This window comes from Sphingopyxis sp. 10G20-10, from assembly GCF_057365075.1.
Genome location: NZ_CP195117.1, coordinates 2,183,316 through 2,207,329, shown reverse-complemented (window position 1 = coordinate 2,207,329; position 24,014 = coordinate 2,183,316). Strand labels below are relative to the sequence as shown.

Here is a 24,014-nt window from a genome sequence, read left to right as displayed (position 1 = left end):
AAGGAGTAATGGTCGCGATCAATAGGCGACCCGCGTTGCCGTCAGGCCGCGCTCTTTCAGATAATCCTGCACGCTATGCGGGCCGGCCAGATGGCCAGCGCCAACCGCGACGAACACGGTCCCCGGTTTTGCCATTCGTGCCTGAAGCTTTTCGGCCCAGCGGGCATTGCGGTTGTACAGCAATATTTGGCGCAGTTCGGGGGGGTCATCCATCGATTCATTGAGCAGCGCGGCCAGTTCATCGGTTTTACCTTGGCCCCAATATGTGACCATTTTGTCGAGCATCGGACCGATAGTGTCGATTTCCTTGACCGTATCGTTCAAGAAAGCGACCTGCGATTTTTCGGGCAGGGAATCGAAATAGCCGAGCTGTTCCTCTATGGTTTCAAGGCCGGAAACCGGCTTTTTTTTCTCTTTTGCATGGTTTGTAAGCTGACTCTCGGCGCCTTGTTCCGGATCATATCCCAATTTGGTCAGCGGCAGCACGGACAGGGTAATCGCCGCGAACCAGGGTTCAAAAGCATCAAATTGACCCGGCGGCAGGCCAAGGTTCGTCATTGCGGCCTGATAGGCCTTTAACTGATCGGCGGTCAGCAGGCTGGGCAGCTTCTTGCCATTCTGGTCGATCGCCAGCGGAAGCATGATGCTGGACACTTTGCTCTTATCCTCTGGCATCGCAACCTCCAGCATCAGCTGGTCGGAGCTGTCGAACGCGGTTTTCACTGCTTCGTCGAACCATGTCAGGCCGGGTTTCAGCACATGGACAGTACCGAACAAATAGATGGTCGTGTCGTCATCCTTGACCACCCACAGCGCCGGGTCGGCATCGGTCGTCGCAGAGGCATGTGCGGGTTCGGCGGCGCGCGATGCGGGTGAGCCAATGGGCAACACGGTGCATTGCGCGAGGGGGATAATCGCACAGGTCAGGGCAAGTTTCTTAAGCCATTTTTTCACAGGGAGAGCCTTTCAAACTGGATGATCGGAATAGGACAGTGAGGCGAAAAAGGGGAGGGCAAATTTGGAATAACAGAATTTGGCGCCGATATGCCCGAATCCCAGCATATCCTTTTCCATAAACTGACCTTTCGTTGCCGTGTCAGCACGATAGCGGCGGCCATTTTCCGAAGGCATGCAACTGCGGTCAGCCTTGACCCGCGCGGCGTGCTGCGCCAAGGCGGCGGCCAATTGTTGCACCTGCGAAGGAACGCGGCCGTGGCCGACTCTGACCGACCTGAACCCTTGAGCTTTCAGGACATGATCCTGACGCTTCATGCCTATTGGAGCGCACGTGGTTGCGCGATTTTACAACCTTATGACATGCGCGTCGGCGCTGGCACGTTCCATCCCGCCACGACGTTGCGCAGTCTGGGGCCGGAACCGTGGAATGTCGCCTATGTCCAACCGAGCCGCCGCCCGACCGATGGCCGCTATGGTGAAAATCCCAACCGCTTGCAGCATTATTACCAGTATCAGGTAATCATGAAGCCGTCGCCCGCCGACCTGCAGGACCAATATCTGGGCAGTCTGGCCGCGATCGGAATCGACCCGCTGCTCCACGACATCCGATTTGTCGAGGATGATTGGGAATCGCCGACGCTGGGCGCGTGGGGGCTGGGCTGGGAAGTCTGGTGCGACGGGATGGAAGTCACCCAGTTCACTTATTTTCAGCAAATGGGCGGATTTGACTGCAAGCCCGTCGCGGGCGAGCTGACCTATGGGCTCGAACGGCTGGCGATGTATATTCAGGGCGTCGACAATGTGTATGATCTGCGCTTTTCCGACGCGGTCGGCGATATTGCGGCGGTCAGCTATGGCGATGTGTTTCTGGAGAATGAAAAGCAGTTTTCGAAATGGAATTTCGAGGTCGCCGATACGGACAGCCTGTTCGCGGGGTTCAAGGCCGCCGAGGCCGAATGCCAGCGCGCCATCGACGCCGCTGTTCCACTGGCGGCCTATGACCAAGCGATTGAGGCCAGTCATTTGTTCAACCTGTTGCAAGCGCGCGGCGTGATCAGCGTGCAGGAACGCGCCAATTACATGGGCCGCGTCCGCGATTTGGCGAAGGGCAGCTGTAAGGCGTGGATCGACAGCCAGTCGGATGCTTGGACCGCGAAATTTCCGGAGTGGGTGCTGTGACCGATTTCCTTCTTGAGCTGCGCAGCGAGGAAATTCCGGCGCGGATGCAGGCGGCGGCGCGGGCGGAACTGGAAAAGCTGTTTCGCGCCGAGATGACGGCTGCGGGCATTGCATGTGAGGCGGTGCATGTCTGGTCGACGCCGCGCCGGTTGGCGTTGATTGCCAGCGGTCTACCCGAAGCCACCGAAGCGGTGAGCGAGGAGCGCAAAGGCCCGCGCGCTGACGCGCCCGACAAGGCGCTCGAAGGATTTTTGCGGTCGACGGGGCTAACCCGCGATCAATTGGTGACCCGCGACGTCAAGGGATCGCCTACGCTGTTTGCTGTGATCGAAAAGCCGGGTCGCGCCACCGCCGAGCTACTCGCAGAGGCTGTTCCCGCCATGGTCCGCGCATTCAGCTGGCCCAAATCGATGCGCTGGGGCGCTGCAAGCCATAGCAGCGAAAGCCTGCGCTGGGTGCGTCCGCTGTCGGGCATCGTAGCGCTGTTTGGTGAGACATTAGTGCCGTGCGAAGTTGATGGCGTCGTCAGCGGCGTTGCCACCCGCGGCCACCGGTTCCACTGCCCCGGCGAGATCACCATCGGCAGCGCTGCCGACTATGCCGAGAAACTGCGCGCCTGCCACGTCATCGTCGACCAAGAGGAACGCGCGGAGTTGATCCGCTACGGCGCTGCCAAGGCGGCGGCGGATGCCGGACTGACGCTGGTTGCGGACGAGGGGCTGGTGGTGGAAAATGCGGGGCTGACCGAATGGCCGGTGCCGCTGCTCGGACGCTTTAGCGAGGACTTCCTCGCGGTTCCGCCCGAGGTCATTCAGTTGACCGCGCGGGTGAACCAGAAATATTTTGTTGTGCATGATGCCGAGAGGAAACTCGCCAACGCCTTTGTCTGTACCGCCAATGTAGCGGCGCATGATGGGGGTGCGGCGATTGTCGCGGGCAATGAAAAAGTGTTGGCGGCGCGGCTGTCCGATGCGCGATTCTTTTGGGATCAGGACCAGAAAAAGACGCTGGCGCAACATGCCGAAAAGCTGGCGAGCATCACTTTTCACGAGAAGCTGGGGACGGTGGCCGATAAGGTGGAGCGGGTCGCGAAACTGGCGCGCTGGCTGGTCGAGGAGGGGATTGTCACCGATTCCCCCCTCTCCTTCAGGGGAGGGGCCGGGGGTGGGGGCTCTCGTCCTGAAGCCGCGCAGACCGATGACCCCCACCCCAACCCCTCCCCTGAAGGGGAGGGGCTTTCGCTTGCCGATCAGGCCGAGCTGGCGGCGCGTTTGTGCAAGGCCGATCTCGTCACTGAAATGGTTGGCGAATTTCCCGAATTGCAGGGGCTGATGGGCGGCTATTACGCCCGCGCCGAAGGCTTGCCCGACGCCGTCGCCGACGCGATTCGCGACCATTACAAGCCAGTCGGGCAGGGCGATGATGTTCCGACGGCGCCAGTGACGGTGGCTGTGGCGTTGGCGGATAAGTTGGATACGCTTTTCGGATTTTTTGCAATTGATGAGAAGCCGACGGGCTCCAAAGACCCGTTTGCTTTGCGTCGTGCCGGATTGGCGATCATTGCAATATTGATCGCCAACAACTTACGCTTTGATGCTCGGTTTGTTTTCACAGAGATTGCAGCAGTTTTCATCCGACGTCTCGATCAAAGTCATACCTCGAAGCTGGGCGCAATGCTCGAAAGTGCCAAAGAGGCCATAGTTTCTCGCGAAAATATGGCTGACATCATGGTTGCTGCTGCCCGCGAGGTTTGGAAATCGTATGAACAGGTTAGCGAGGAACAAATCAAACGTTCGCGTTACCTCGCTGCTGAAATCTATTTGTTCTTGTTTGAACGCCTCAAGTTCCAGCAACGCGAAGCCGGTGTTCGCCATGACCTGATCGACGCGGTGTTCGCTCTTGGCGGCGAAGATGATCTGGTTCGCTTGCTGGCGCGGGTAAAGGCGCTTCAATCCTTCATGGCGACCGACGACGGCACCAACCTGCTCGCGGGCTATAAACGCGCGTCGAATATATTGAAGCAGGCGGGTGAGGTGAGCGGCACGGCTGTAGCTGCGGCGCCAACCGAGGCCGACGCGGCGCTCCTTGCCGCGCTCGATGCCGCCGAACCTGCTGCCGCGACCGCTGTCGCCGAGGAGCGCTTCACCGACGCCATGGCGGCGCTGGCCAGCCTTCGCGCGCCGATTGATGCCTTTTTCGACGGGGTGATGGTCAATGATCCCGACGAAGATATCCGCGCTTTTCGTCTTGGGCTGCTCGCGCGCTTCCGTGACGCGGTGCACAGCGTCGCCGATTTCTCGCGCATAGAGGGATAGCGCCAGCAAGCGTCAAAAAGGGGAGGAACGGCACGATGGACCAAAGCCAGATGATCTGGATCTTCGCACTGGGATTCCCGGTTTTTACAATCGCGATGTTGCTTTTGGCGATGCGTGTCATGGCGGGGCTCGGCTGGTCGAAATTCCAGACTGATTTTGCTTGGGACCGCCCGATCCCGTCCGATGCGCGACATTTTTCCTGGGCGACGATGACGATCGGTCGTTTTCCCGGCGGCTCCAGCTATCGCAACGCGATGAATGTCTGGATCGATCAGCGCGGTATATATCTGCGACCGATCTTCCTTTTTAAGCTGTTCCACCCGTCATTGCATATCGGCTGGGATGCGATCGCGTCGGTTGAGGCTCGCAAGATAATGTTGCTGGAGGTCGGCCAAATTCACTTTCGCCACGACCTGCCAATGCTAAACTTTCGTGGCCGGGCCGGGCGGGCGATCATCGAAGCCTGGCAAGCGCGTGGCGGAGACAACAGCCAAAGCTGACATTGCCAAAGCAATTCTGAATCGACCGAAGCAATATTCGGCCCTATCCAGCCGCAACCTCCTCCCCGGGGCGACAGGAGCAAGACATGACGACGAATTTGGTGCATCTTTTCGGTGGCGACGCCACGACGAGCGAGCGGTCGAAGAATCTGCTCGGCGGCAAGGGCGCGAACCTGGCTGAAATGGCGTCGATTGGTCTGCCGGTTCCTCCGGGATTTACGATCACGACCGAGGTTTGCACTGCTTATTATGCTGGCGGCGAGCAATTCCCGACCGAATTGGGCGAACAGGTTGCGGCGGGCATCGCGCATGTCGAGGCGATTACCGGCAAGCAATTTGGCGATGCCGCCGACCCGTTGCTGGTTTCGGTGCGGTCGGGGGCACGGGTGTCGATGCCGGGGATGATGGATACGGTGCTGAATCTTGGCCTGAACGATGCGACCGTGGTGGGGCTGGCCGAGGCCTCGGGCGATGCGCGGTTCGCGTGGGACAGCTATCGTCGTTTCATTCAAATGTATGCCGATGTGGTGATGGGGCTGGACCATGGGGCGTTTGAAGAAGCGCTGGAAATCACCAAGGAAGACAAGGGCTTTTATCTCGATACTGAGTTATCATCTGAAGACTTGCAGGCGCTGGTGGGACAGTTTCAGGCCATCGTGCGCGAAGAATCGGGACGTGATTTTCCGCAAGATCCGCAGGACCAGTTATGGGGCGCGGTCGAGGCGGTCTTTACCAGTTGGGAAAGCGACCGCGCGAAAGTCTATCGCCGTCTGAATTCGATCCCCGGCGAATGGGGCACCGCGGTCAATGTGCAAGCCATGGTATTCGGCAATATGGGCGATACATCGGCCACCGGCGTTGCCTTTACCCGCGATCCGGCGACCGGCGCGCACGCTTGGTATGGCGAATGGCTGATCAACGCGCAGGGCGAGGATGTCGTCGCGGGTATCCGCACCCCGCAATATCTGACCAAAGCTGCACGCGAAACGGCAGGGGCAAAGCCGCTTTCGATGGAAGAGGCGATGCCCGATACCTTTGCCGAGCTGGGGCAGGTGTTCGACCGGCTTGAGGGCCATTACCGCGACATGCAGGACATTGAATTCACAGTCGAGCGCGGCAAATTGTGGATGCTGCAAACACGGTCTGGCAAGCGTACCGCCAAGGCCGCATTGAAAATTGCGGTCGATATGGTCGGTGAAAAGCTGATCAGCGAAGAGGAAGCGGTTGGCCGCGTCGACCCCGGCGCGCTCGACCAGCTGCTCCACCCGACGCTCGACCCCGACGCGGTGCGCGATGTGCTGACCAAGGGGCTGCCCGCCAGCCCCGGCGCGGCGTCGGGTCAGATCATGTTTGACGCCGACAGCGCCGAGCGTGCGGCGGCGATGGGCGAGGCGGTGATCCTTGTTCGCGTTGAAACCAGTCCAGAAGACATCCACGGGATGCACGCGGCCAAGGGCATATTGACCGCGCGCGGCGGCATGACGTCACACGCCGCCGTCGTGGCGCGCGGCATGGGGCGCCCTTGCGTCTCGGGCGCGGGCAGTATCGCCATCGACGGCGCAGCGCGGGTGTTGCGTGTCGACGGGCGCGAATTTCGCGAGGGTGAGATTATCACGCTCGACGGATCGACCGGCGAAGTGATGGCGGGCGAGGTTCCGACCTTGTTGCCCGAACTGGTCGGCGATTTCGGGACGTTGATGGTCTGGGCGGATCGGGTGCGCCGCATGAAGGTGCGCGCCAACGCCGAAACGCCCCAAGACGCACAAGTCGCGCGCGATTTCGGCGCCGAAGGCATCGGGCTGTGCCGTACCGAGCATATGTTCTTTGACGCCGCGCGGATTACTGCGGTGCGCCAGATGATCCTTGCCGACAGCGAAGAGGACCGCCGCACCGCGCTTGCCAAATTGCTGCCCGAACAGCGCGCAGATTTCGCGGGAATTTTCGAGGTGATGACGGGGCTGCCCGTTACCATCCGCCTGCTCGATCCACCGCTGCACGAATTTTTGCCGACGCGTGAAGAGGATTTCGCCGAGGTTGCCGAAGCGGCAGGCGTGGGCATCGAGAAGCTGAAATCGCGCGCCAATGAACTGCACGAGTTCAACCCGATGCTGGGGCATCGCGGCTGTCGTCTGGGGGTCAGCTATCCCGAGATTTACGAGATGCAGGCACGGGCGATTTTCGAAGCGGCGTGCGATGTTGCGGCGGCTTCGGGTGAGGCCCCGATTCCCGAAGTGATGATACCTCTTGTCGCCACCCGCCGCGAATTTGACCTGATGAAGGCGATTGTCGACGCAGCGGCCAAGGCTGTGTTTGCCGAAAAGGGTCGCGAGGTTCCCTATCTGGTCGGCACGATGATCGAATTGCCGCGCGCCGCGCTGATGGCCGGAGAGATCGCCAAGACGGCCGAGTTCTTCAGCTTTGGTACCAACGACCTGACGCAGACGACAATCGGTATCAGCCGCGACGATGCCGGACGGTTCCTGACCCAATATGTCGACAAGGGCATTTTCGTCACCGACCCCTTTGTCAGCCTGGATGTCGAAGGCGTGGGGCAGTTGATCGAAATCGCTGCCGACCGGGGTCGTGCGACGCGGCCTGACGTTAAAATGGGCATTTGCGGCGAGCATGGCGGTGATGCGCCAAGCATCCAGTTCTGCGAGTCCGTTGGCCTCGATTATGTCAGCGCGTCGCCCTATCGCGTGCCAATTGCACGATTGGCAGCGGCGCAGGCGGCCTTGAAAGCAAAATAGCGACTAAAGGGGGTTGCGCGGTTTCGCGCAGCCCCTTAAAGGCGCTGCACACTACGCACCCGTAGCTCAGCTGGATAGAGCACCAGACTACGAATCTGGGGGTCGGGCGTTCGAATCGCTCCGGGTGCACCATTTTTCTGCGGTTTTTCGGAAATTTGGACTAATTGGATTTATTCCAGCAATCACCCAGCAATCACCATAACGACGTTCAATCCTTTCAATCTCTGGCTCGCTGTAGAGATCGATGGGTGCATATCTGGGGCCAACTCTGCTTGCCCATCAGGAATATATTGTCAGACTTGATGGGCGGCATTTTAATAATGATGCCAGACCGGGCTCTGTCACGTATGTCCAGGCGTAAGCTAAAGGTGCCAGTGCGCGCTCCCAACGCGTGTTTTCCAATGCTCGGTCATTTTTTAAATACAGATTGTCGTTTCCGATTATAATTTGATTATAAAATGGAATGGAAAATCTCGAAGGCATAACTTTCCTAAGCGACTCACATTGGTCGTATTTGTTGGAAAGGAAATGTCATGAAAATCGATGAATATTTCGATGATGATGTGATCGATCTCGGCGCCGCCGCGATTGAGACACGGGGTATCGGCAGTGTCGGTCCCGAAGATGTCCAGACTAGGCAACGCTATCTATTCGGAGGCATCCAAGCCGACGATTGACGAAGCGAGGGGCGTGCAACTCAATTGAGCTGCACGTCCTTGTCCCATCCTGTCTTCTTTCTCCCCCAATAGATTCCCGCTCGCGTCAAATCGACCCGCATGTCGGCATCAATTTTAGCATTTATTTCTGAGCCTTGAGCCGGCGCAATGAAGCAAGCGGCTGACTGGCACTCTATCACACCACAGCAAAATTCGTTGGACGATTATGCAGCTCAATATCCGACCAGATCTCTGCTACCGCCAGATTGGAGACGATTATGTGTTCCTCGATTTATCGTGCGATCGATATTTTTTAGTGAGAGGTCGGGGTGCCGGGTGCTTGGATCGCTTTTTCGGCGCGTGTGCTCAAGCTGCGGATTGCGAGTGGCTCGCCGCGCATAGACTGATTGCCGTTGGCGAACCTGCTTCGTTGAATGCATGCGCCGAGATTGCCTCCGCGCAATCAAGCCTTGTCGACACACCGCTTCCGCATGCTCCGCTGCTCTTGACAGCGGCCAGCCTCCTTGCCCAGTCACGCGCACGTCGAGAGATCGCCGGTCGCCGTCTAGCCGCCATCTTTGGCGATCTTGAACATGCGCAGTTCGGACCATTAAGTGATACGGTCAACTTGTCGCTTCTCGCCGCCGCTTTTCAGCGCTCGCGCCGCTTCGCAACATCGATAGATCAATGTCTTGTCCGCGGTCTTGCGATGAAGCGCTTGCTTATCCGCCAACGCTGCGCTTCGCGATTGGTCATCGGTGTTGCCATGCCATTTTCGGCGCACTGCTGGGTGCAGGTGGACGATGTGGTCCTCACTGACCCGCTTGATATCATTCTTCCTTTCGCACCCTTATTCGCCATATGATGTCTGGGGGCTATCGCATCCAACTTCCGCTAAGCGATGATGCGGTAATCAAATCACAGTGGCCACTGAGTGGACGGCTCATTTTTGACCATCCGGCGATCCGGGTGTGGACTGATGAGCCCGTGATTTCGCTAGGACCTGACGGCTGCATTATCGGTCATCTTTTTGTCCGCGGCCCGCCGAGTAGGCGGGTCAGCCGTCTCGATAACGAAGCGCTTGAAAGTCTGCGGGAGAGCGATGGCCGATCGCTGCTTACCGACTATTGGGGCGGTTATCTGATGATCCGAATCGACGCGACCGGAAAGGTGAGCATATTGCGCGATCCATCGGGTACGCTCCCTTGTTATTTGAAGCGCGAGGCGGGCTGCGTATCGCTATCAGACGATATCACCAAACTCGCATCACCCGGTATGACAAGCGTCAATTATGAGGAGGTGGCGCTTCTGCTGGGCAGCATGGACGCCATAGGGCGGTCGACCTGCATCACGGGAGTCGATGAATTGATCGCCGGTGAATGTCTGTCGGTCGATCACGGCTCCATTGCGATTGAAACATGGTGGTCACCTTGGGATTATGTGCGACCGCTGTCGGGACTTAGCAATGCACAAGCTGCCACACAGTTGCGCGACGTTGTGCTTGATGCCGTCGGCGCCTGGGCCAGTTGTTTCGAGAATATTCTGCTTGGCGTGTCGGGCGGACTCGATTCTTCGATCGTAGCAGCTGCTGTGCATCGCCGAACATCGCATTTGTCCTGCCTCACGCTCGTTGGGCCCGATGCCGAAGGCGATGAGCGTCGCTATGCCCGTTCGTTGACGAAAGCGCTGGACCTACCGCTTCGCGAAAATCGCTACGAGCTGGACGATATCGAGATCGGTCGGGCCGTAGCGCCGCATCACCCCTTGCCCAATGCTGCCTATTTCAAGCAGGCGATCGAGGCGATCCACAATCATTTGCAACAGGACAGGCAGATCGATGCGCATTTTTCGGGCAATGGCGGCGACGGTATTTTTTGCAGCATGCGGAGCGCATTGCCCTTTCTTGATCATTTTCTCGTCGAGGGGCCGCGACCGGCGCTTGCACGCACTTTACGCAATCTCTCCGATCTGACCGGATCCGATGCTGCGACAGTGCTGCGACATGCGTGGAACAAATATCGTCGTCTCGACCGGAAACATAAAGTTCGGTACGACTTTTACGGCCTTTCGGCTGCTGCTGCCGCCCGAATTCGCTCAGCCGATAGACTCCATCCCTGGCTCTCAGCACCTGATGATAGTCTTCCCGGTAAGGCGACGCACATTGCCTTTCTGATGCGATCGCACCGCAGCCTCGAATTATATCCGCGCGCAACGCACCCACCCCATATCGCGCCGTTGTTGGCTCAGCCTATTGTCGAACTCTGCCTTTCGATCCCGACATGGATGTGGATCGAAGGTGGCGCCAATCGGGCCATTGCGCGCACCGCGTTCCAAGATTTGCTGCCCGAGACAATTTTGCGCCGTGCCCATAAGGGTGGCCCCGGTGGATTCAGTCTTTCTATATATCAGCGACACTCGGGTGCGCTCCGCGATATGCTGCGTGGAGGACGCTTAGCCTCCGCAGGAATAGTCGACCCCGCGATATTGGATGAAGATGAGGATCCAAGCTGGCATGGCACCGATCGCGTGCAGCGGCTCCTCATATTCGCTGCCGCCGAGAGCTGGGCACGCTGGTGGAGTGAGACCTCAAACTAGGGTTCCAGCTTCGATGTGGAAGATTGACAAGGCCGTTTTGGATCGGATGCCATTTTGTCCCATAGGTCGAGCCGTTCAGGGAATGGGGCATCGGCATCGCGTCGCCCCAAAAGCCAATAGTCGAACCAGGCAAGATTCTCCCGCATCGCGAGGAGCCTGTTTGATGGAATATGAAAGGCGTGCGTCTCGTCTGACGCGGCACTTTCGCCGGGGTAATAGCTGATTTGCGTCGGAACATTATGGTCTCGCAACGCCTGGTAGACGTCGAGTGCGCCGGGAAGCGGTAGCGCCATCTGCTGGAGCAGCGGCGTACAGGCCTTGCCAGCGTTGAGCGAGGGAGAAAATCGGCGATAATGAACGATATTTTCCCCGAACGGGGATCCTCCGAAGATCACATCGTCGGAGGAATGTGACACGGGATAAGAAAATGGCTCGAGAAAGCTGCCGTCACCGCCTGAAGCTGCGCGGAAAAGTTTTGAGTGCGTCAGGGTGACATTGACCATTTGCGAGCCGCGACTGAATCCCGCAATGCCCACATGCTCAGGATCGACGAGCCCTTCGGTTGCCATTTCCTTCACGGCATCCTCGAAGCTATAAACGCCATTCACCCAGCCGAGACGCTGCATTTCTTCGGGCCCCGGTGGTCCGCTACCGCGAAGCCAGGCCTGGAATACGGCCCAGAGTTCGGAATTTTGCCGCGGTCCTGGATCATTGATCGCCAACACGACATAGCCTCGCTCAGCGAAAAGCTGCACCGGATAATTCCACTGAAATCCAATGTTGGCAAATCGTTCATCGGCATCGCTGCCGTGGGTGATAATGATTGTAGGATAGCGGCGACCCGCGACATAACCGCGTGGGAAGATGACAAAGCCTGTCGCGGTGTAGCCGAGCCTGTTCACCCAGGTTCGCGGGCGGATTATGAGCGGTGCAATCTCCTCATGGGAAGGCGACACTGGTGCGATTCGTTCCACATGATTTCGCTTCAGATCGACCCGCACCAACTCGGGAGGTCGCGCCATCCCTTCGCGCACGCATATCCCCATCGCGAGCTTGGCGCCGAAATCACAGCGTGTCAGGCTATCCTCACTCTTGATCGAGCGTACGCGTCCGTCCTCGATCAACGCGAGCCCATAATGCGGGTTTGAACCGCCCCGGGATTGTCGGAGGCTCCAACTCTTGAGTAGATGGAGTCCTTATGAGCAAGACAACGAACAAGTTTTCACCGGAAGTCCGCGCCCGTGCGGTGCGGTTGATATTGGATCACGAAGGCGATTATCCGTCCCGCTGGTCAGCGGTGGTGTCGGTTGCGGACAAGATCGGCTGCGCGCCGCAGACGCTTCACGAGTGGGTGAAGAAGGCGGAGGTCGATAGCGGTAAGCGCGCTGGCGTGCCAAGTGATACGGCCGACAAGCTGAAGGCGCTGGAACGCGAGGTCCGCGAGCTGCGTCAGGCCAACGAGATTCTTCGCAAGGCATCAGCATATTTTGCGCAGGCGGAGCTCGACCGCCCGTTCAAGCGATGATCGCGTTTATCGATGATAACCGCGAGCTTCATGGGGTCGAGCCGATCTGCAAGGTCTTGCCGATCGCCCCTTCCACTTACCGCAAACATGTCGCGCAGCGGCGGGATCCATTGCGCCTGTCGGCGCGGGCGAGACGCGACCTGGCGCTCAAGCCCGAGATCGCGCGCGTGTTCGCCGAGAACTTCGCTGTTTACGGCGTGCGCAAGGTCTGGCGGCAGATGAGGCGTGAAGGGTTCACCATAGCTCGCTGCACCGTTGAACGGCTGATGCGCGATATGGGTTTGCACGGGGTGATCCGTGGCAAGCCCGTCGGCACCACGATCAGCGATAAAGCTGCGCCCTGTCCGCTGGATCGCGTCAACCGGCAGTTCCATGCCCCGGCGCCGAACAGGCTGTGGGTCTCGGACTTTACCTACGTCTCGACCTGGAGCGGGTTCGTCTATGTCGCATTCGTGATCGACGTCTATGCCCGCTACATCGTAGGCTGGCGCGTCAGCCGGACAGCACATACCAGCTTTGTGCTCGATGCCCTGGAGCAAGCTTTGCACGACCGCCGACCGGTCCATCGTGGCGGACTGGTTCATCACAGCGACCGCGGATCCCAATATGTATCTATAAAGTATACTGAACGCCTCGCAGAAGCCGGCATCGAGCCGTCGGTCGGCAGCGTCGGCGACAGCTATGACAACGCTTTAGCGGAGACGATCAATGGCCTTTACAAGGCCGAAGTGATCCACCGCCGCGGACCATGGCGTTCCTTCGAGGCCGTCGAGTTCGCCACACTGGAATGGGTCGATTGGTTCAACCATCGGCGTTTGCTGGAGCCAATCGGCAACATCCCGCCCGCCGAAGCCGAACAACAATACTATGCCATGCTGGACGACACCGCCATGGCAGCATAACTTATACCAAATGGCCTCCGGCAATCCCGGGGCGGTTCAGATTGAAGATATAGAAGTTCTCCCATTCGGCGAGCTTGGCCTCGAGATCGACGTCGCCTTTGTATGACAAGAGCTGATATAACTCCTGCTGGTCTGAACGATGTGACCGCTCGACCTTACCGTTCAGTTGCGGGGTTCCGCGTTTGATATAGGCATGGCGGATGCCCTGATTCTCGACGTGCCAGTGGAATTTGGCTTGGAACTCATGACCATTATCGGTTCTGATTTCCTTGATGCGGAATGGGAACTTTTCGATGATGTGATCGACGAAGTCGATCGCGTTGGCTTATGTGTGCTTATCGTAGACCTTGAGCGCTCTGACGAGGGTAGCATCGTCGATTGCGGTATATTGGAAGCGCCGGATCTTCTCGCCGTGATTACCGATGAAGGTCAGGAACTTGACGTCCATCTGGATGTGATGACCAGGAACCTGTTTGTTGTAGCGCTAGGTGTGGACTTTGCGCATCCGGGTTCCGCGCGGTAGCCGGCCGACGCCGTTGCGGCGCAGAATGCGTGTTACGCCAGCGTCGGAGATTTTGACGTCGTGATAGCGCGCCAGGTACCAGACGATCCTGATTGAACCGAGGTGGTATTTGCTTCGCAGGTAGAGGACCTTCTCGACGATCTCGGGCGGCGTCTGGTTGGCGGGGTTCTTCGGAAAGGGCCTTTCGTTGAACAGCCCGGCTTCGCCGCGCTGCTCGAAGTTGGCTTTTCAGCGATAGAAACTTGATCGACCCGCGTCGAAGTATCGGCAGGTTCTGGCCACATGGCCAGTCTTCTCAGCATGGCGCAGCACCTTGAGCTTGCGCTGAATGTCGCGGTCTTCCTTGGTCATAGGGTCCATCCTTCTTACTGCCTGTCGGCAGTATGAAAGATGTCCCGCGAGTCCGTACAGTCCTACACGACTAATATTTGTTAGCCATCGAAATCTCCCGATTTGATAAGTGGTTTCTGACCAAGCGGGGCTGAAGTTGCAACTGGCGTGGCCGGGAATGGAGAATCCCGGCCACGCTCTTGGTCATTTCGTTGTGTAGCCGCCATTGACGAGGACGGTTTGCCCCGTCATCCACCAGCCGTCCGAGACGAGGAAACGGATAAAGGGAACGATGTCCTCGATATCTGTCAGCCCCGTCTTCGAGAATTTCGACAGGGCTGCGGCAGTCTTGTGATAGGCAACTGCCTCCTCGCCTTCCGCCGGGTAGAAGAAAGGTGTGTCCATCGGCCCTGGGCCAATCGCTGTCACCGAGATTCCTCGATCGCCGAATTCCTTGGAAGCCGCGCGGGTGAAATGCTCGACCGGAGCCTTGGTACCCGCATAGGCGGCGTAAAATGGCGTATAGGCTCCCAATAACGACGTCACGAGCGTGCAGATTTTGCCATTGTCGTTGAGTTGCTTGCCCGCCTCCTTGAGAAAGAAGAAGGCGGATTTCGAGTTCACGGCCGTCATTTCATCATATTCGGCTTCGCTAATCTCGGTGAAAGGCTTTTTTAGTACTTTGCCGACCGTGTTGATCGCAATGTCTGGCTTGCCTACGGCCGCAATCGTATCGGCAAATAATTTTTCGATCGCTCCGGCCGTCGTAAGATCGCCCTGAAGCGCGACGCCTTGTGCACCGGCAGCTTTGATAGCGGCCAATGTTTCATCCGCACTTTGCTTTGTTGCCGCTGTGTTATAATGGATGGCGACGGCCTTGGCGCCTTGCTCGGCCAAGTCGCGTGCCAACAACCCTCCCAGATTCTTGGCCCCTCCAGCGATGAGAACGGTTTTTCCCTTAATGCTGTGATCGGTCACGGTTTCATCTCCTTCATCATGTATCGCGAGTTCTGCCATATGCAGTCTCGTCTGACAGAAGGGAGATAGTATGTTTATGACCACGTGATAAAGATGGCAATTCTGATATCATATGTCAGAAATAACGAACAATGGAGGGAGCCTCGATTGGACAGAATCGATCTTTTTCGTGTCTTTACCCGCGTCGTCGAATGCGCAAGTTTTACGGGCGCGGCCAATATGATGGGTCTTCCGCGATCATCTGTGTCTGCAGCGGTGCAATCTCTGGAAGGTCGTGTTGGTACTCGATTACTCCATCGCACTACGCGAAGGGTAACCCCCACCCATGATGGCACGGCGTTCTATGAGCGGTGTCTGCGTCTCATCGCAGATGTCGAGGAAGCGGAAAACCTGTTTCAGCAGACGTCCGTTGGACCCAATGGTATACTTCGAATTGATGTGCCGGGGCGAATAGGTCGGCTGATCGTCGCTCCGGCGCTACCCGATTTTTTTGAACGCTATCCTGACATTCATATCAATCTTGGTGTCACCGACCGGGCGGTCAATCTTGTCGGTGAAAGCGTCGATTGTGCGTTGCGCGTTGGTTCGTTGGACGACTCAGGCCTTATCGCGCGCGGCATTGGCGATATTTCTTTCATTAACGTGGCCAGCCCGACTTATCTGGCAGTTCATGGCCTGCCGACAACGATTGAAGATCTTGAAGATCATCTCGCGATCCATTTTGCATCGCCATCTAGTGGCCGGGTCGAGGATTGGGAATGGCTTGAGAATGGTGAGACGCGGACGATCACCATGCGTGGGCGTGTGACAGTCAACAGCGCCGAGGCGCAGATTGCATGTTGTCTGGCCGGGCTCGGTTTGATTCAGATTCCTGCTTACGATGTTAAGGTCCATCTCGAAGCAGGCGAACTGGTAGAAGTGATGCAGGAGTATCGTGCTGCCCCGATGCCAATGACATTGCTCTATCCACATCGTCAACATCTCTCACGCAGGCTTCAAGTATTCGCAGACTGGTTGGACACACTTTTGAAGCGTCATGTTTTGGGCTGAGTTAAAAGCCTAGGTCAGAGTATAAAATCGCGTGGTCGCGATGCGACGATGTGGTCGAGGAGCCGCATTTGTAACCGCGAAAGCATCTTTCGGCGCCTCTGAACCAGAAACACCGGGAGATGGAAATTTTTGAGGTCCGGGGTGTCGACACGTCGAAGTAGTCCCGCCGTGAAATCATCCTGCACAGTGCTGATCGGCAGAAAACTGACGCCGACACCTGCACGCACGGCGCGTTTCAATGCTTCAGGATGGCCAAGCTCCAAGATAATGTTGCGGTGCGTGATGCCGTTAACACGCAGCATTTCATCCTCTAGGCCACGGGTCACCAAGCCTTGGGGGGGCGTCACATAGTCGAGTTCTGCGAGCAGGATATTGTCGACCACTGGAGCGACCCGCTTGTCATCCACGGAAGCACAGAGAGCCAATGGCTCGTCCCACAGTTGCTTGACGGTGAGATCCTCGACATCCTGTGATGGGTCGAGAATGATAATGGCAAAATCGCAGGCGCCGGACCTCACCGAGTCCAGCGCAATGCGCGGATTGGATATCTGTAAAACAACATGGGCGCCCGGCGTTTGCTTAGAAAAGGCGATGACGATATCGGTCAATATATAGGATCCTGCCGCCATGGTTGATGCGATCACTGCGCTGCCTGCTGCGCCGTCGCTTAATCCTCCAAGCTCGCGTTCCACTTCGAAACTTCGCGCTAACATTTCGCCGGCCCAGCGATAGACCCGCTCTCCGGCTTCGGTCAGTACCAGGCTGCGGCCGCTGCGCCGCAACAGAACGGTGCCAAGCTTGTCTTCCAGGCTACGCAGATGCGCGGTGACGGCGGGTTGCGCGACACTCATCCATTCGGCCGCACGGGTCACGCTGCCCAACTCCACGACGCTGCAGAATATCTGCAGCTTCCGCAAGGTGATCTGGCCTGACTTCAGGCGATGGCCTATGACTGACCCGGAGCTCTCCCCGGAAACTTGGCTTTCGTTCATAACGATAACATACCCCTTTGCTCGTTCCATAAGCAATATCTTATGAATTAATGCAAACTCGATATTGGTCGTTGTCGCGCCATTCCGGCATCAAAAGGGGACAGACACAGGCTTAGACTGTGCAGGATGAGCATTGAAGCCCCATTTCGGTTTCGGCTTATTGGAGAGGTAAATCGCTAATGTATTTAGGTGTCGATATCGGCGGAACCTTCACGGACCTCGTCCTTTTGGACGAAGAAGGTAGGGTCACCCTAACCAAGGCTCTCAGTACGCCAGGTGAACTGCAGAACGGAGTGTTTGATGCCATTGGTCGCGCTGCGAAATTGCGAGGGATTTCGGCGGACGAACTGATCCGTAAAGTCAGTGCATTCGGCCACGGCACTACCCAGGCGACCAATGCCCTGATCGAGCGCGACGGTGCGCGTACCGGGCTTATTACAACACGCGGGTTCGGTGACACTCTGCTGTTGCAGCGGCTGATGGGTTTTACTGCCGGTGTGCCGGTCGACAGGCTCGGCTGGTACAGTCAGCGGCGATACCCCGATCCCATTGTGCCGCGCACTTTGATCCGCGAGCTCGCTGAGCGCGTTGATCAGGCAGGCACGATCCTATTGCCGCTCGACGAAGCAGAAGTGCGCGCTGCCGTCCGCGAATTTATCTCAGAAGGGGTGCAAACTGTCGCCGTCTGCCTGCTCTGGGCCTTTCGACAGCCGGCCCACGAACAGCGTATCGGTGAAATCATCGCCGAGATGATGCCGGATGCCTATGTCAGCCTATCGTCTGAAGTGGCCCCGACCATCGGTGAATATGAACGGATGGCGACGACAGCTCTCAATTCCTATCTGGCGCCCAAGGTGGTGTCCTACCTCGAGCAGATCGAAGGTCTGTTGCAGGGCAGGGGCTTCAAAGGGGCTTTTTCGGTACTCAATAGCGCGGGCGGCGTGATGCCCGTCGCAGAAGCTGCTGAGCGCCCGGTCGTGCTGGTCACCAGCGGGCCCACCGGCGGCGTCATGGGGTCATTGCAGCTTGCCGACGAGTTGGGTTTCCCCAATGTCATCACCACCGACATGGGCGGTACCAGTTTCGACGTCGGCCTGATTGTCGATGGAAAACCGATGCTGTCGACTAGGCATGAAGCGGGTGGTTATCATATCAGTACGCCAATGGTAGAAATTCGCGCCATTGGCGCGGGTGGAGGCTCAGTCGCTCATATAGAGGGCGGCCTATTGCGCGTCGGGCCTGAAAGTGCTGGCGCACGGCCGGGGCCGGCCTGTTATGGTCGGGGTGGTACGCGACCAACGGTGACCGATGCCGACGTGGTGCTCGGAATCATCGATCCCGATGGGTTCCTTGGCGGGCAAATGAAGCTCGATCGCGAAGCCGCTTATGAAGCGATTCGCATTCATATTGCAGAACCGCTCGGTATCGCAGTAGAAGAAGGTGCTGCCGGCATTCGCCGTATTGTCGATGCCCATATGGCCGACACGTTGCGTGAAGTGACCATCGGACGCGGCCATGATCCGCGCGATTTTGTTCTGTTTGCTTATGGTGGCGCGGGGCCTGTGCATTGTGCAGGCTTTGGCGCCGAACTCGGGGTCGCACGGATCGTCGTCCCCTTCACGAGCATGGCGCATTCGGCCTATGGCGCGTTGGTCTCCGACCTCAAACATTCGGCCGAGCGGTCGCTGTTGATGAACGGTGGAGGTGGTGGACTACCGCTACACCAGGGCTTGGACGCCGATGAGATGGAAGCGGGTTTCGTCCGGTTAGAAGAAGCGAGCCGCGCAGCAATGAAGCGGGCAGGGATTCCCGAGGCGGATGTCGAGGTGGTCCGCACAGTGAGTATGCGCTATCGCCGCCAGACAAACGATCTGGCTATCGAGTTAACCCCAGGCAAGGTGAGCACAGCGGCTTTGGTGGCGCTCGTTGCGCATTTCGAAACAACCTACGAGAGCATATTCGGTCCCGGGTCGGGCTTTGCGCAGGCCGGGATCGAAGTGACCAATCTGCGTGTCGAGGCGATCGGGCGTACCCGGCGCCCTGCTATTCGTCATGCCAGCGCAACGGCGAAGCCAGTGACGCGTAGTCGTCCAATTTTTGAACCGACGCTCAATCGATGGGCCGATGCAGCTATCTATGACTGGCACAGCATTCCTGTCGGGTTCCAGATAACGGGCCCCGCCATCGTAGAGCATAGCGAGACATCCTTGTTCATTGCGGCCGGGCAGATCGCCCATCTGGATCAAGCGAGCAACATCATCATCGAAACCCAAGGAGCGGAATAATGGCGAGCCCGAACAAGCTGGGCGCTTCAGAGAAGTCCTCGGCCTCGACCGATCCTGGCGCGATCGATACCATCACCTTTGAGGTTGTCCGCAACAAGTTGCAGGCGATCACTGAGGAACAGGCGACGACCCTGAAATGTGCCTCGGGTTCGCCTGTCGTGACCGAGGCAACCGATTTCAACAACGGCCTGTATCTGGCGGATGGCTCGATCGTCACTATGGGTCCGCAGGTGCTGTTTCACACCGGTACCATGTCAAGCGTGATCCGGTCGATCATCCGGGACTTTTCCGATAATCCCGGCATCTGCCCGGGTGACATGTTCATCCTGAATGACCCCTATCGCGGGGCAATCCACCAGCCTGACGTCTCCATCGTGGCACCGGTTTTCGTCGAAGGACGCCATGTTGCCTGGGCAGGGTCTTGTGCGCATCAGCTCGACATGGGCGGCATGAACTTTGGAAGCTGGGGCATCGGCGCGACCACAATACATCAAGAAGCCATGCTGCTCCCCGGTATCAAGCTGGTCGAGGGCGGGGTCCTTCGCGAAGATTTGTGGCAAATGATCATGGGCATGACCCGGCTTCCTGACATGCTGGGTCTGGACCTCAAGGCCATGATCGCTGCCAATAATGTCGCCACGCGACGCTTGTCGGAGCTGATGGCTCGATACAATACGGCAACGGTCGAGGCGATCATGCGCAAGGAAATTGACGCGTCCGAGCGGCAGTTACGCGAAACGCTGCTGACGCTGCCAGACGGGGTGTTTCGAGCGCGCGACTATCTGGAACATGACGGGCACAGCAATGTCCTTTATGAAATCTGCGTGACGGTCGAGAAAAAAGGCGACACATTAAGCTTTGATTTCACAGGCACATCGCCGCAGGCGCCCGGCTTCATCAACTGCACCATGTCCGGACTGCGCGGTGCCGTATTGACCGGTTTGCTGCCGATCTTAGCGCCCAAAATCCGCTGGAACGAGGGCGTGATGCGTCCTGTGACCATCGATGCGCCAGAAGGGTCGATTTGCAACGCGACATTCCCGGCGCCGACATCAGCCGGGACGGTGTCGGCGGCCTGGGTCGTCCAGAATGTAGCGGTTGCAGCGCTATCGCGTCTTGTCTCCTGTTCAAGCGATACCGTCGGTGAAGGCCAGGGCGTGACCAAGGGGCATATGACGGTGCTGACTTTGGCTGGTGAGGACCGCGACGGATCTCCATTTGGCACCTTCTTGCTCGATTTAACAGCGGGTGGCGGTGGCGCGTTCATAGATCATGACGGGTTGGACGGATCGGGCGACTATGTCGTGCCGCGTCCCGCAATCGCCAATGTCGAGGCGAATGAGGCATCGGGCCCGATGTTATACCTGTTTCGCGAGTTCCAGCCAGACAGCGGCGGGCCCGGACGTATGCGCGGCGGTGTCGGTTCCGTCTTGGCGGTGACGCCGCACGATGTCGACGGCCTCGCTGCGATGATGTTGGGGCACGGCATAGAAGTCCCCAATTCAGTTGGTCAATTTGGTGGGTTGCCCGGATCATGCGGACGCAATTTTTTGCGCCGCGGCCTCGGGGACTTGCAAAGCATGGTCGCTTCCGCCCCTGGTCTGGAGAAACTCGAAGCGCAAGGCATAGAGGATCTGGGTGCCAAGCCCGGTCATCTGACGATCAATAGCGGCGACGTGATCGGTTACAGCTTTCAGGGCGGAGGGGGCTATGGCGATCCCATTCGTCGTGATCCGGCCCGTGTATCGGATGATTGCCGCAGGAAGCTTGTGAGTGTCGAGGCGGCAGCGCGCGATTATGGCGTTATCATCGTCGATGGCTCGGTTGATGAGGCCGCTACCTTAGCGAGACGGCTGGCAATCCGCACAGACAGATTGGGACGTGCGCCTACGATGGACATGCCGGACGAGGATGCGGCCAGCCTGATTCCCGACCTGCATGTCGAGGCCGGACGTTTCCGTAGTATCGCGGGTCATGATCTGGGGCCGGCGACGGACGACTGGAAGTTGCAGGCGCATGTGCGCATCGTTGCGGCCGGTGCCTTTGGCCCGCTCATCCGTCTGCATGAGGATCTGGAAATCCGTGAGCATATCTGCCCAGCCAGCGGCGCTCTGCTGGAGGTTGAAGTTGTGCGTAAAGATCAGCCCTCGCTCGCCACTATGCAGTTGTCGGCACAGTCGCACGGCGCGACCGAATCCGGAGTAGAATGATCATGAACCAAAAGGTCATAGTAACGGGCGGCGGACAGGGAATTGGCCGTCGACTTGCGCTTACCATCGCCGAACGGGGTACAGACGTTTGTATCGTTGATACCAATACGGCCAAGGCTGAAGCAGTCGCGAAGGAAATTATAGCGAACGGCGGACAGGCAATCTTCGCTACCTGCGATGTCACAAATGCGGAGCAATGCGCCATGGCGGTCGCCGCGACTGCCGACGCCTTTGGCGGTGTGACAGGTCTTGTGAACAATGCAGCGATCTTCTCGACTTTGTCCATGCGCCCCTTTTGGGAAATCCCTGAAGAAGAATGGGATGCGGTCATGGCTGTTAATCTGAAAGGCGTGTGGCAGATGGCCCGGGCGGCGCTGCCGAGGTTACGCGAGGCCGAGCGCGCGAGCATAGTCAATATGTCGTCTAGCACCGTGATGATGGGAAGGCAGAATTACGCTCATTATGTCGGCTCCAAGGCCGGCGTTATTGGGCTGAGCCGCGCCATGGCGCGTGAATTGGGAATATTCGGTATCCGCGTGAATGCCCTAACGCCCGGTCCGATTCTTACAGAAGTGCCGCGCGAGTCCGTTACGGCTCAGCAGCGCGAACAACTGGTCGCAGCGCAAAGCCTCAAACGGGTGGGCACGCCCGAAGACATCGCATCCGTTGTCGCGTTCCTCCTCCATGATGATAGCCAGTTCATGACCGGTCAGACGGTCAATGTAGATGGCGGGATGATGCACATATGACCCTGGTAAACACGAGAACACGCGATCAGATGACGCAGGATACCGGCTATGTCACGACGCTTGACCATATGCTGATCGGCGGTGAGCTGGTTGCGTCAGAAAGCGGTGTTTATGATGATTCCATCAATCCCGCGAACGAACAAGTCATCGGTCGCACACCGGCTGCCACGCGTGGCGATGTCGATCGCGCCGTCTCAGCTGCGGAGGCAGCCTGGCCGGCTTGGTCTCGCCTCACTCCGTTAGAACGAGGTAGAGCGATGCGCGCATTTGGCGATGCGATTGCGGCACGCGCCGACGAAATTCTGAGGGTCGAGGTGGCCGATACCGGCAACACCATAACGCCCATGCGCGGGGATGTCGGTGTCGCCATCGATAGCCTGGAATATTATGCTGGCATTGCTCATGAACTCAAGGGAGAGACGATCCCGGCCACGTCTGAAAATCTGCATATTACCGTGCGCGAGCCCTATGGGGTTGTGGTCCGGATCGTCCCGTTCAATCATCCGCTGATGTTCGCAGTTGCGCGAACAGCTGCTGCGTTGGCGGCGGGAAATGCGGTCATCGTAAAGCCACCCGAAACCAGCCCCCTGTCAGCTATGATTTTGGCCGAGATCGCGCAGCAGACATTGCCTCCTGGCGTGTTCAACATATTGACGGGCGCAGGCCGGATCGTGGGAGATGCCCTGGTGCGGCATTCCGGCGTCAAGCGCATTGCCTTTATCGGGTCAGTTCCCACCGGCCAGGCCATACAACGTGCAGCAGCGGAGAGCGGGGTTAAGCATGTGACCCTCGAACTCGGCGGCAAAAACCCCATGATTGTCTTTGCTGACAATGATCCCGACGAAATTGCTAAGGCAGCAATGGCCGGCATGAATTTCTCGTGGCAGGGACAGTCTTGTGGATCAACCAGCCGGTTATTGGTGCATGACGATTTGTATGACGCAGTCGTATCGCGCGTCGCGACGCTCGTTGATGGTCTCCGGCTAGGCGATCCACAAGATCCCGAAACCGGGATGGGGCCGCTCAATTCCAAGGTGCAATATGACAAGGCGTTGGGCTTCATTGCCGACGCCAATAGAGAAGGTGCCCGATTGGTGGCCGGTGGAGAGCGACCGCAGGGCCCTGAATTCGTAAGCGGCTTCTGGTTGCGACCTACAGTCTTTGCCGACGTCACACCCACTATGCGGCTGTGGCGCGAGGAGGTCTTCGGGCCGATTCTGTCTATCAGCCGCTGGAGCTCGGTGGACGAAGTCGCGGATCTCGCGGACAGCACTGAATTTGGCCTGACTGCTGCAATCTGGACCCGCGATATCAAGGCAGCGATCACAATGGCCCGACGGGTTCGTGCCGGCCATGTTTGGATCAATGGATGCAGCCGACATTTCCTAGGCGTTCCATTTGGCGGAATGAAGAATAGCGGCGTTGGTCGTGAAGAAGGTGTCGATGAACTTTTAAGTTATACGGAACTTAAGGTAGTCAACATCATGTTGTGAGAAAATATATTCATAGCAAAGCTCA

The 24,014-nt window shown here is 58.0% G+C and carries 19 protein-coding genes, 1 tRNA gene, 1 pseudogene and 1 other annotated feature; of the genes and pseudogenes, 14 read left to right on the top strand and 7 right to left on the bottom strand.

Features of this window, described 5'->3' with window-relative positions; genetic code table 11:
• Window positions 1-18: 18 nt before the first annotated feature.
• Together ACR3XE_RS10765 and ACR3XE_RS10760 are read right to left on the bottom strand one after the other, a co-directional pair.
• Window positions 19-954 (bottom strand): TraB/GumN family protein, encoded by a 936-nt coding sequence (locus ACR3XE_RS10765; protein ID WP_486185725.1) that lies wholly within the window; start codon window positions 952-954, stop codon window positions 19-21.
• A gap of 12 nt (window positions 955-966) precedes the next feature.
• A complete protein-coding gene (locus ACR3XE_RS10760; RefSeq protein WP_473700182.1) occupies window positions 967-1,185 on the bottom strand; it encodes a hypothetical protein in 219 nt (72 codons plus the stop codon).
• 69 nt (window positions 1,186-1,254) lie between these two features.
• Here ACR3XE_RS10760 and ACR3XE_RS10755 point away from each other — a divergent pair, with 69 nt between their 5' ends.
• The 8 genes from ACR3XE_RS10755 (at window position 1,255) to ACR3XE_RS10720 (ending at window position 10,952) form a co-directional block, all read left to right on the top strand.
• Window positions 1,255-2,136, top strand: a complete 882-nt coding sequence (locus tag ACR3XE_RS10755; RefSeq protein ID WP_473700305.1) for a glycine--tRNA ligase subunit alpha — start codon at window positions 1,255-1,257, stop codon at window positions 2,134-2,136.
• Window positions 2,133-4,451 carry a glycine--tRNA ligase subunit beta gene (glyS, locus tag ACR3XE_RS10750; RefSeq protein ID WP_486185724.1) on the top strand — a complete coding sequence of 773 codons (2,319 nt, stop codon included), beginning with the start codon at window positions 2,133-2,135 and terminating at the stop codon, window positions 4,449-4,451. The genes ACR3XE_RS10755 and glyS overlap by 4 nt, the downstream gene beginning before the upstream one ends.
• 119 nt (window positions 4,452-4,570) lie before the next feature.
• The gene (locus ACR3XE_RS10745) at window positions 4,571-4,951 is read left to right on the top strand and encodes a hypothetical protein (RefSeq protein WP_486185723.1); all 381 of its coding nucleotides are present in this window, start codon (window positions 4,571-4,573) and stop codon (window positions 4,949-4,951) included.
• A gap of 86 nt (window positions 4,952-5,037) precedes the next feature.
• Window positions 5,038-7,701, top strand: coding sequence for a pyruvate, phosphate dikinase (gene ppdK, locus ACR3XE_RS10740; RefSeq protein WP_473700185.1), 2,664 nt, complete (start codon window positions 5,038-5,040; stop codon window positions 7,699-7,701).
• Window positions 7,702-7,756: 55 nt separating this feature from the next.
• Window positions 7,757-7,833 (top strand) — tRNA-Arg (locus tag ACR3XE_RS10735).
• 401 nt (window positions 7,834-8,234) lie between these two features.
• Complete coding sequence (locus ACR3XE_RS10730; protein ID WP_473700186.1) at window positions 8,235-8,378, top strand: benenodin family lasso peptide; 144 nt, start codon at window positions 8,235-8,237, stop codon at window positions 8,376-8,378.
• 205 nt (window positions 8,379-8,583) lie between these two features.
• A complete protein-coding gene (locus tag ACR3XE_RS10725) occupies window positions 8,584-9,222 on the top strand; it encodes a lasso peptide biosynthesis B2 protein (protein WP_473700187.1) in 639 nt (212 codons plus the stop codon).
• Between the two features lie 122 nt (window positions 9,223-9,344).
• Entirely contained in the window at window positions 9,345-10,952 is a 1,608-nt protein-coding gene (locus ACR3XE_RS10720) for an asparagine synthase-related protein (protein ID WP_486185722.1), read from the top strand.
• Here the strand turns inward: ACR3XE_RS10720 and ACR3XE_RS10715 are convergent.
• Window positions 10,949-11,953, bottom strand: a complete 1,005-nt coding sequence (locus ACR3XE_RS10715; RefSeq protein ID WP_486186023.1) for a prolyl oligopeptidase family serine peptidase — start codon at window positions 11,951-11,953, stop codon at window positions 10,949-10,951. The two genes, ACR3XE_RS10720 and ACR3XE_RS10715, sit on opposite strands and share 4 nt — an antisense overlap.
• Window positions 11,954-12,150: 197 nt before the next feature.
• Between ACR3XE_RS10715 and ACR3XE_RS10710 the strand changes: the two genes are divergently transcribed.
• A protein-coding gene (locus ACR3XE_RS10710; protein WP_473699677.1) for an IS3 family transposase occupies window positions 12,151-13,379 on the top strand; the annotation gives its coding sequence in 2 pieces (ribosomal slippage) (window positions 12,151-12,439 and window positions 12,439-13,379; 1,230 coding nt in all).
• Window positions 12,432-12,548, top strand: a sequence feature (AL1L pseudoknot). It overlaps the preceding gene by 117 nt.
• Window positions 13,380-13,422: 43 nt before the next feature.
• On the opposite strand, the pseudogene ACR3XE_RS10705 reads toward ACR3XE_RS10710, so the two are convergent.
• The 3 genes and pseudogenes from ACR3XE_RS10705 to ACR3XE_RS10695 form a co-directional block, all read right to left on the bottom strand.
• Window positions 13,423-14,134, bottom strand: a pseudogene (locus ACR3XE_RS10705) (DDE-type integrase/transposase/recombinase); the annotation flags it as partial.
• The gene (locus ACR3XE_RS10700) at window positions 14,131-14,253 is read right to left on the bottom strand and encodes a hypothetical protein (RefSeq protein ID WP_473700190.1); all 123 of its coding nucleotides are present in this window, start codon (window positions 14,251-14,253) and stop codon (window positions 14,131-14,133) included. The pseudogene ACR3XE_RS10705 and the gene ACR3XE_RS10700, both read right to left, overlap by 4 nt.
• A 183-nt stretch (window positions 14,254-14,436) precedes the next feature.
• Entirely contained in the window at window positions 14,437-15,249 is an 813-nt protein-coding gene (locus ACR3XE_RS10695) for an SDR family oxidoreductase (RefSeq protein WP_473700191.1), read from the bottom strand.
• A 108-nt stretch (window positions 15,250-15,357) separates the two neighbouring features.
• Here ACR3XE_RS10695 and ACR3XE_RS10690 point away from each other — a divergent pair, with 108 nt between their 5' ends.
• Window positions 15,358-16,260 carry a LysR family transcriptional regulator gene (locus ACR3XE_RS10690; RefSeq protein WP_473700192.1) on the top strand — a complete coding sequence of 301 codons (903 nt, stop codon included), beginning with the start codon at window positions 15,358-15,360 and terminating at the stop codon, window positions 16,258-16,260.
• 14 nt (window positions 16,261-16,274) lie between these two features.
• On the opposite strand, the gene ACR3XE_RS10685 is transcribed toward ACR3XE_RS10690, so the two are convergent.
• Complete coding sequence (locus ACR3XE_RS10685) at window positions 16,275-17,282, bottom strand: LysR family transcriptional regulator (RefSeq protein WP_473700193.1); 1,008 nt, start codon at window positions 17,280-17,282, stop codon at window positions 16,275-16,277.
• A gap of 149 nt (window positions 17,283-17,431) precedes the next feature.
• Between ACR3XE_RS10685 and ACR3XE_RS10680 the strand changes: the two genes are divergently transcribed.
• From ACR3XE_RS10680 to ACR3XE_RS10665, 4 genes are read left to right on the top strand one after another with little or no spacing between them, the layout of a single operon-like run.
• On the top strand, window positions 17,432-19,537 hold the full coding sequence (locus ACR3XE_RS10680; RefSeq protein WP_473700194.1) for a hydantoinase/oxoprolinase family protein: 2,106 nt from the start codon (window positions 17,432-17,434) through the stop codon (window positions 19,535-19,537).
• Complete coding sequence (locus ACR3XE_RS10675) at window positions 19,537-21,747, top strand: hydantoinase B/oxoprolinase family protein (protein WP_486185721.1); 2,211 nt, start codon at window positions 19,537-19,539, stop codon at window positions 21,745-21,747. Before ACR3XE_RS10680 ends, ACR3XE_RS10675 begins: the two co-directional genes overlap by 1 nt.
• 2 nt (window positions 21,748-21,749) lie before the next feature.
• Window positions 21,750-22,496 (top strand): SDR family NAD(P)-dependent oxidoreductase, encoded by a 747-nt coding sequence (locus ACR3XE_RS10670; RefSeq protein ID WP_473700196.1) that lies wholly within the window; start codon window positions 21,750-21,752, stop codon window positions 22,494-22,496.
• On the top strand, window positions 22,493-23,989 hold the full coding sequence (locus ACR3XE_RS10665; protein ID WP_473700197.1) for an aldehyde dehydrogenase family protein: 1,497 nt from the start codon (window positions 22,493-22,495) through the stop codon (window positions 23,987-23,989). The genes ACR3XE_RS10670 and ACR3XE_RS10665 overlap by 4 nt, the downstream gene beginning before the upstream one ends.
• Window positions 23,990-24,014: the final 25 nt, after the last annotated feature.

Coding starts and splice junctions, on each gene's coding strand:
- ACR3XE_RS10670 (WP_473700196.1), top strand. CDS start 21,750: ATGAACCAAAAGGTCATAGTAACGGGCGGCGGACAGGGAATTGGCCGT.
- ppdK (WP_473700185.1), top strand. CDS start 5,038: ATGACGACGAATTTGGTGCATCTTTTCGGTGGCGACGCCACGACGAGC.
- ACR3XE_RS10745 (WP_486185723.1), top strand. CDS start 4,571: ATGGCGGGGCTCGGCTGGTCGAAATTCCAGACTGATTTTGCTTGGGAC.
- ACR3XE_RS10700 (WP_473700190.1), bottom strand. CDS start 14,253: ATGACCAAGGAAGACCGCGACATTCAGCGCAAGCTCAAGGTGCTGCGC.
- ACR3XE_RS10675 (WP_486185721.1), top strand. CDS start 19,537: ATGGCGAGCCCGAACAAGCTGGGCGCTTCAGAGAAGTCCTCGGCCTCG.
- ACR3XE_RS10680 (WP_473700194.1), top strand. CDS start 17,432: ATGTATTTAGGTGTCGATATCGGCGGAACCTTCACGGACCTCGTCCTT.
- ACR3XE_RS10730 (WP_473700186.1), top strand. CDS start 8,235: ATGAAAATCGATGAATATTTCGATGATGATGTGATCGATCTCGGCGCC.
- ACR3XE_RS10755 (WP_473700305.1), top strand. CDS start 1,255: ATGATCCTGACGCTTCATGCCTATTGGAGCGCACGTGGTTGCGCGATT.
- ACR3XE_RS10695 (WP_473700191.1), bottom strand. CDS start 15,249: ATGGCAGAACTCGCGATACATGATGAAGGAGATGAAACCGTGACCGAT.
- ACR3XE_RS10685 (WP_473700193.1), bottom strand. CDS start 17,282: ATGGAACGAGCAAAGGGGTATGTTATCGTTATGAACGAAAGCCAAGTT.
- ACR3XE_RS10725 (WP_473700187.1), top strand. CDS start 8,584: ATGCAGCTCAATATCCGACCAGATCTCTGCTACCGCCAGATTGGAGAC.
- ACR3XE_RS10665 (WP_473700197.1), top strand. CDS start 22,493: ATGACCCTGGTAAACACGAGAACACGCGATCAGATGACGCAGGATACC.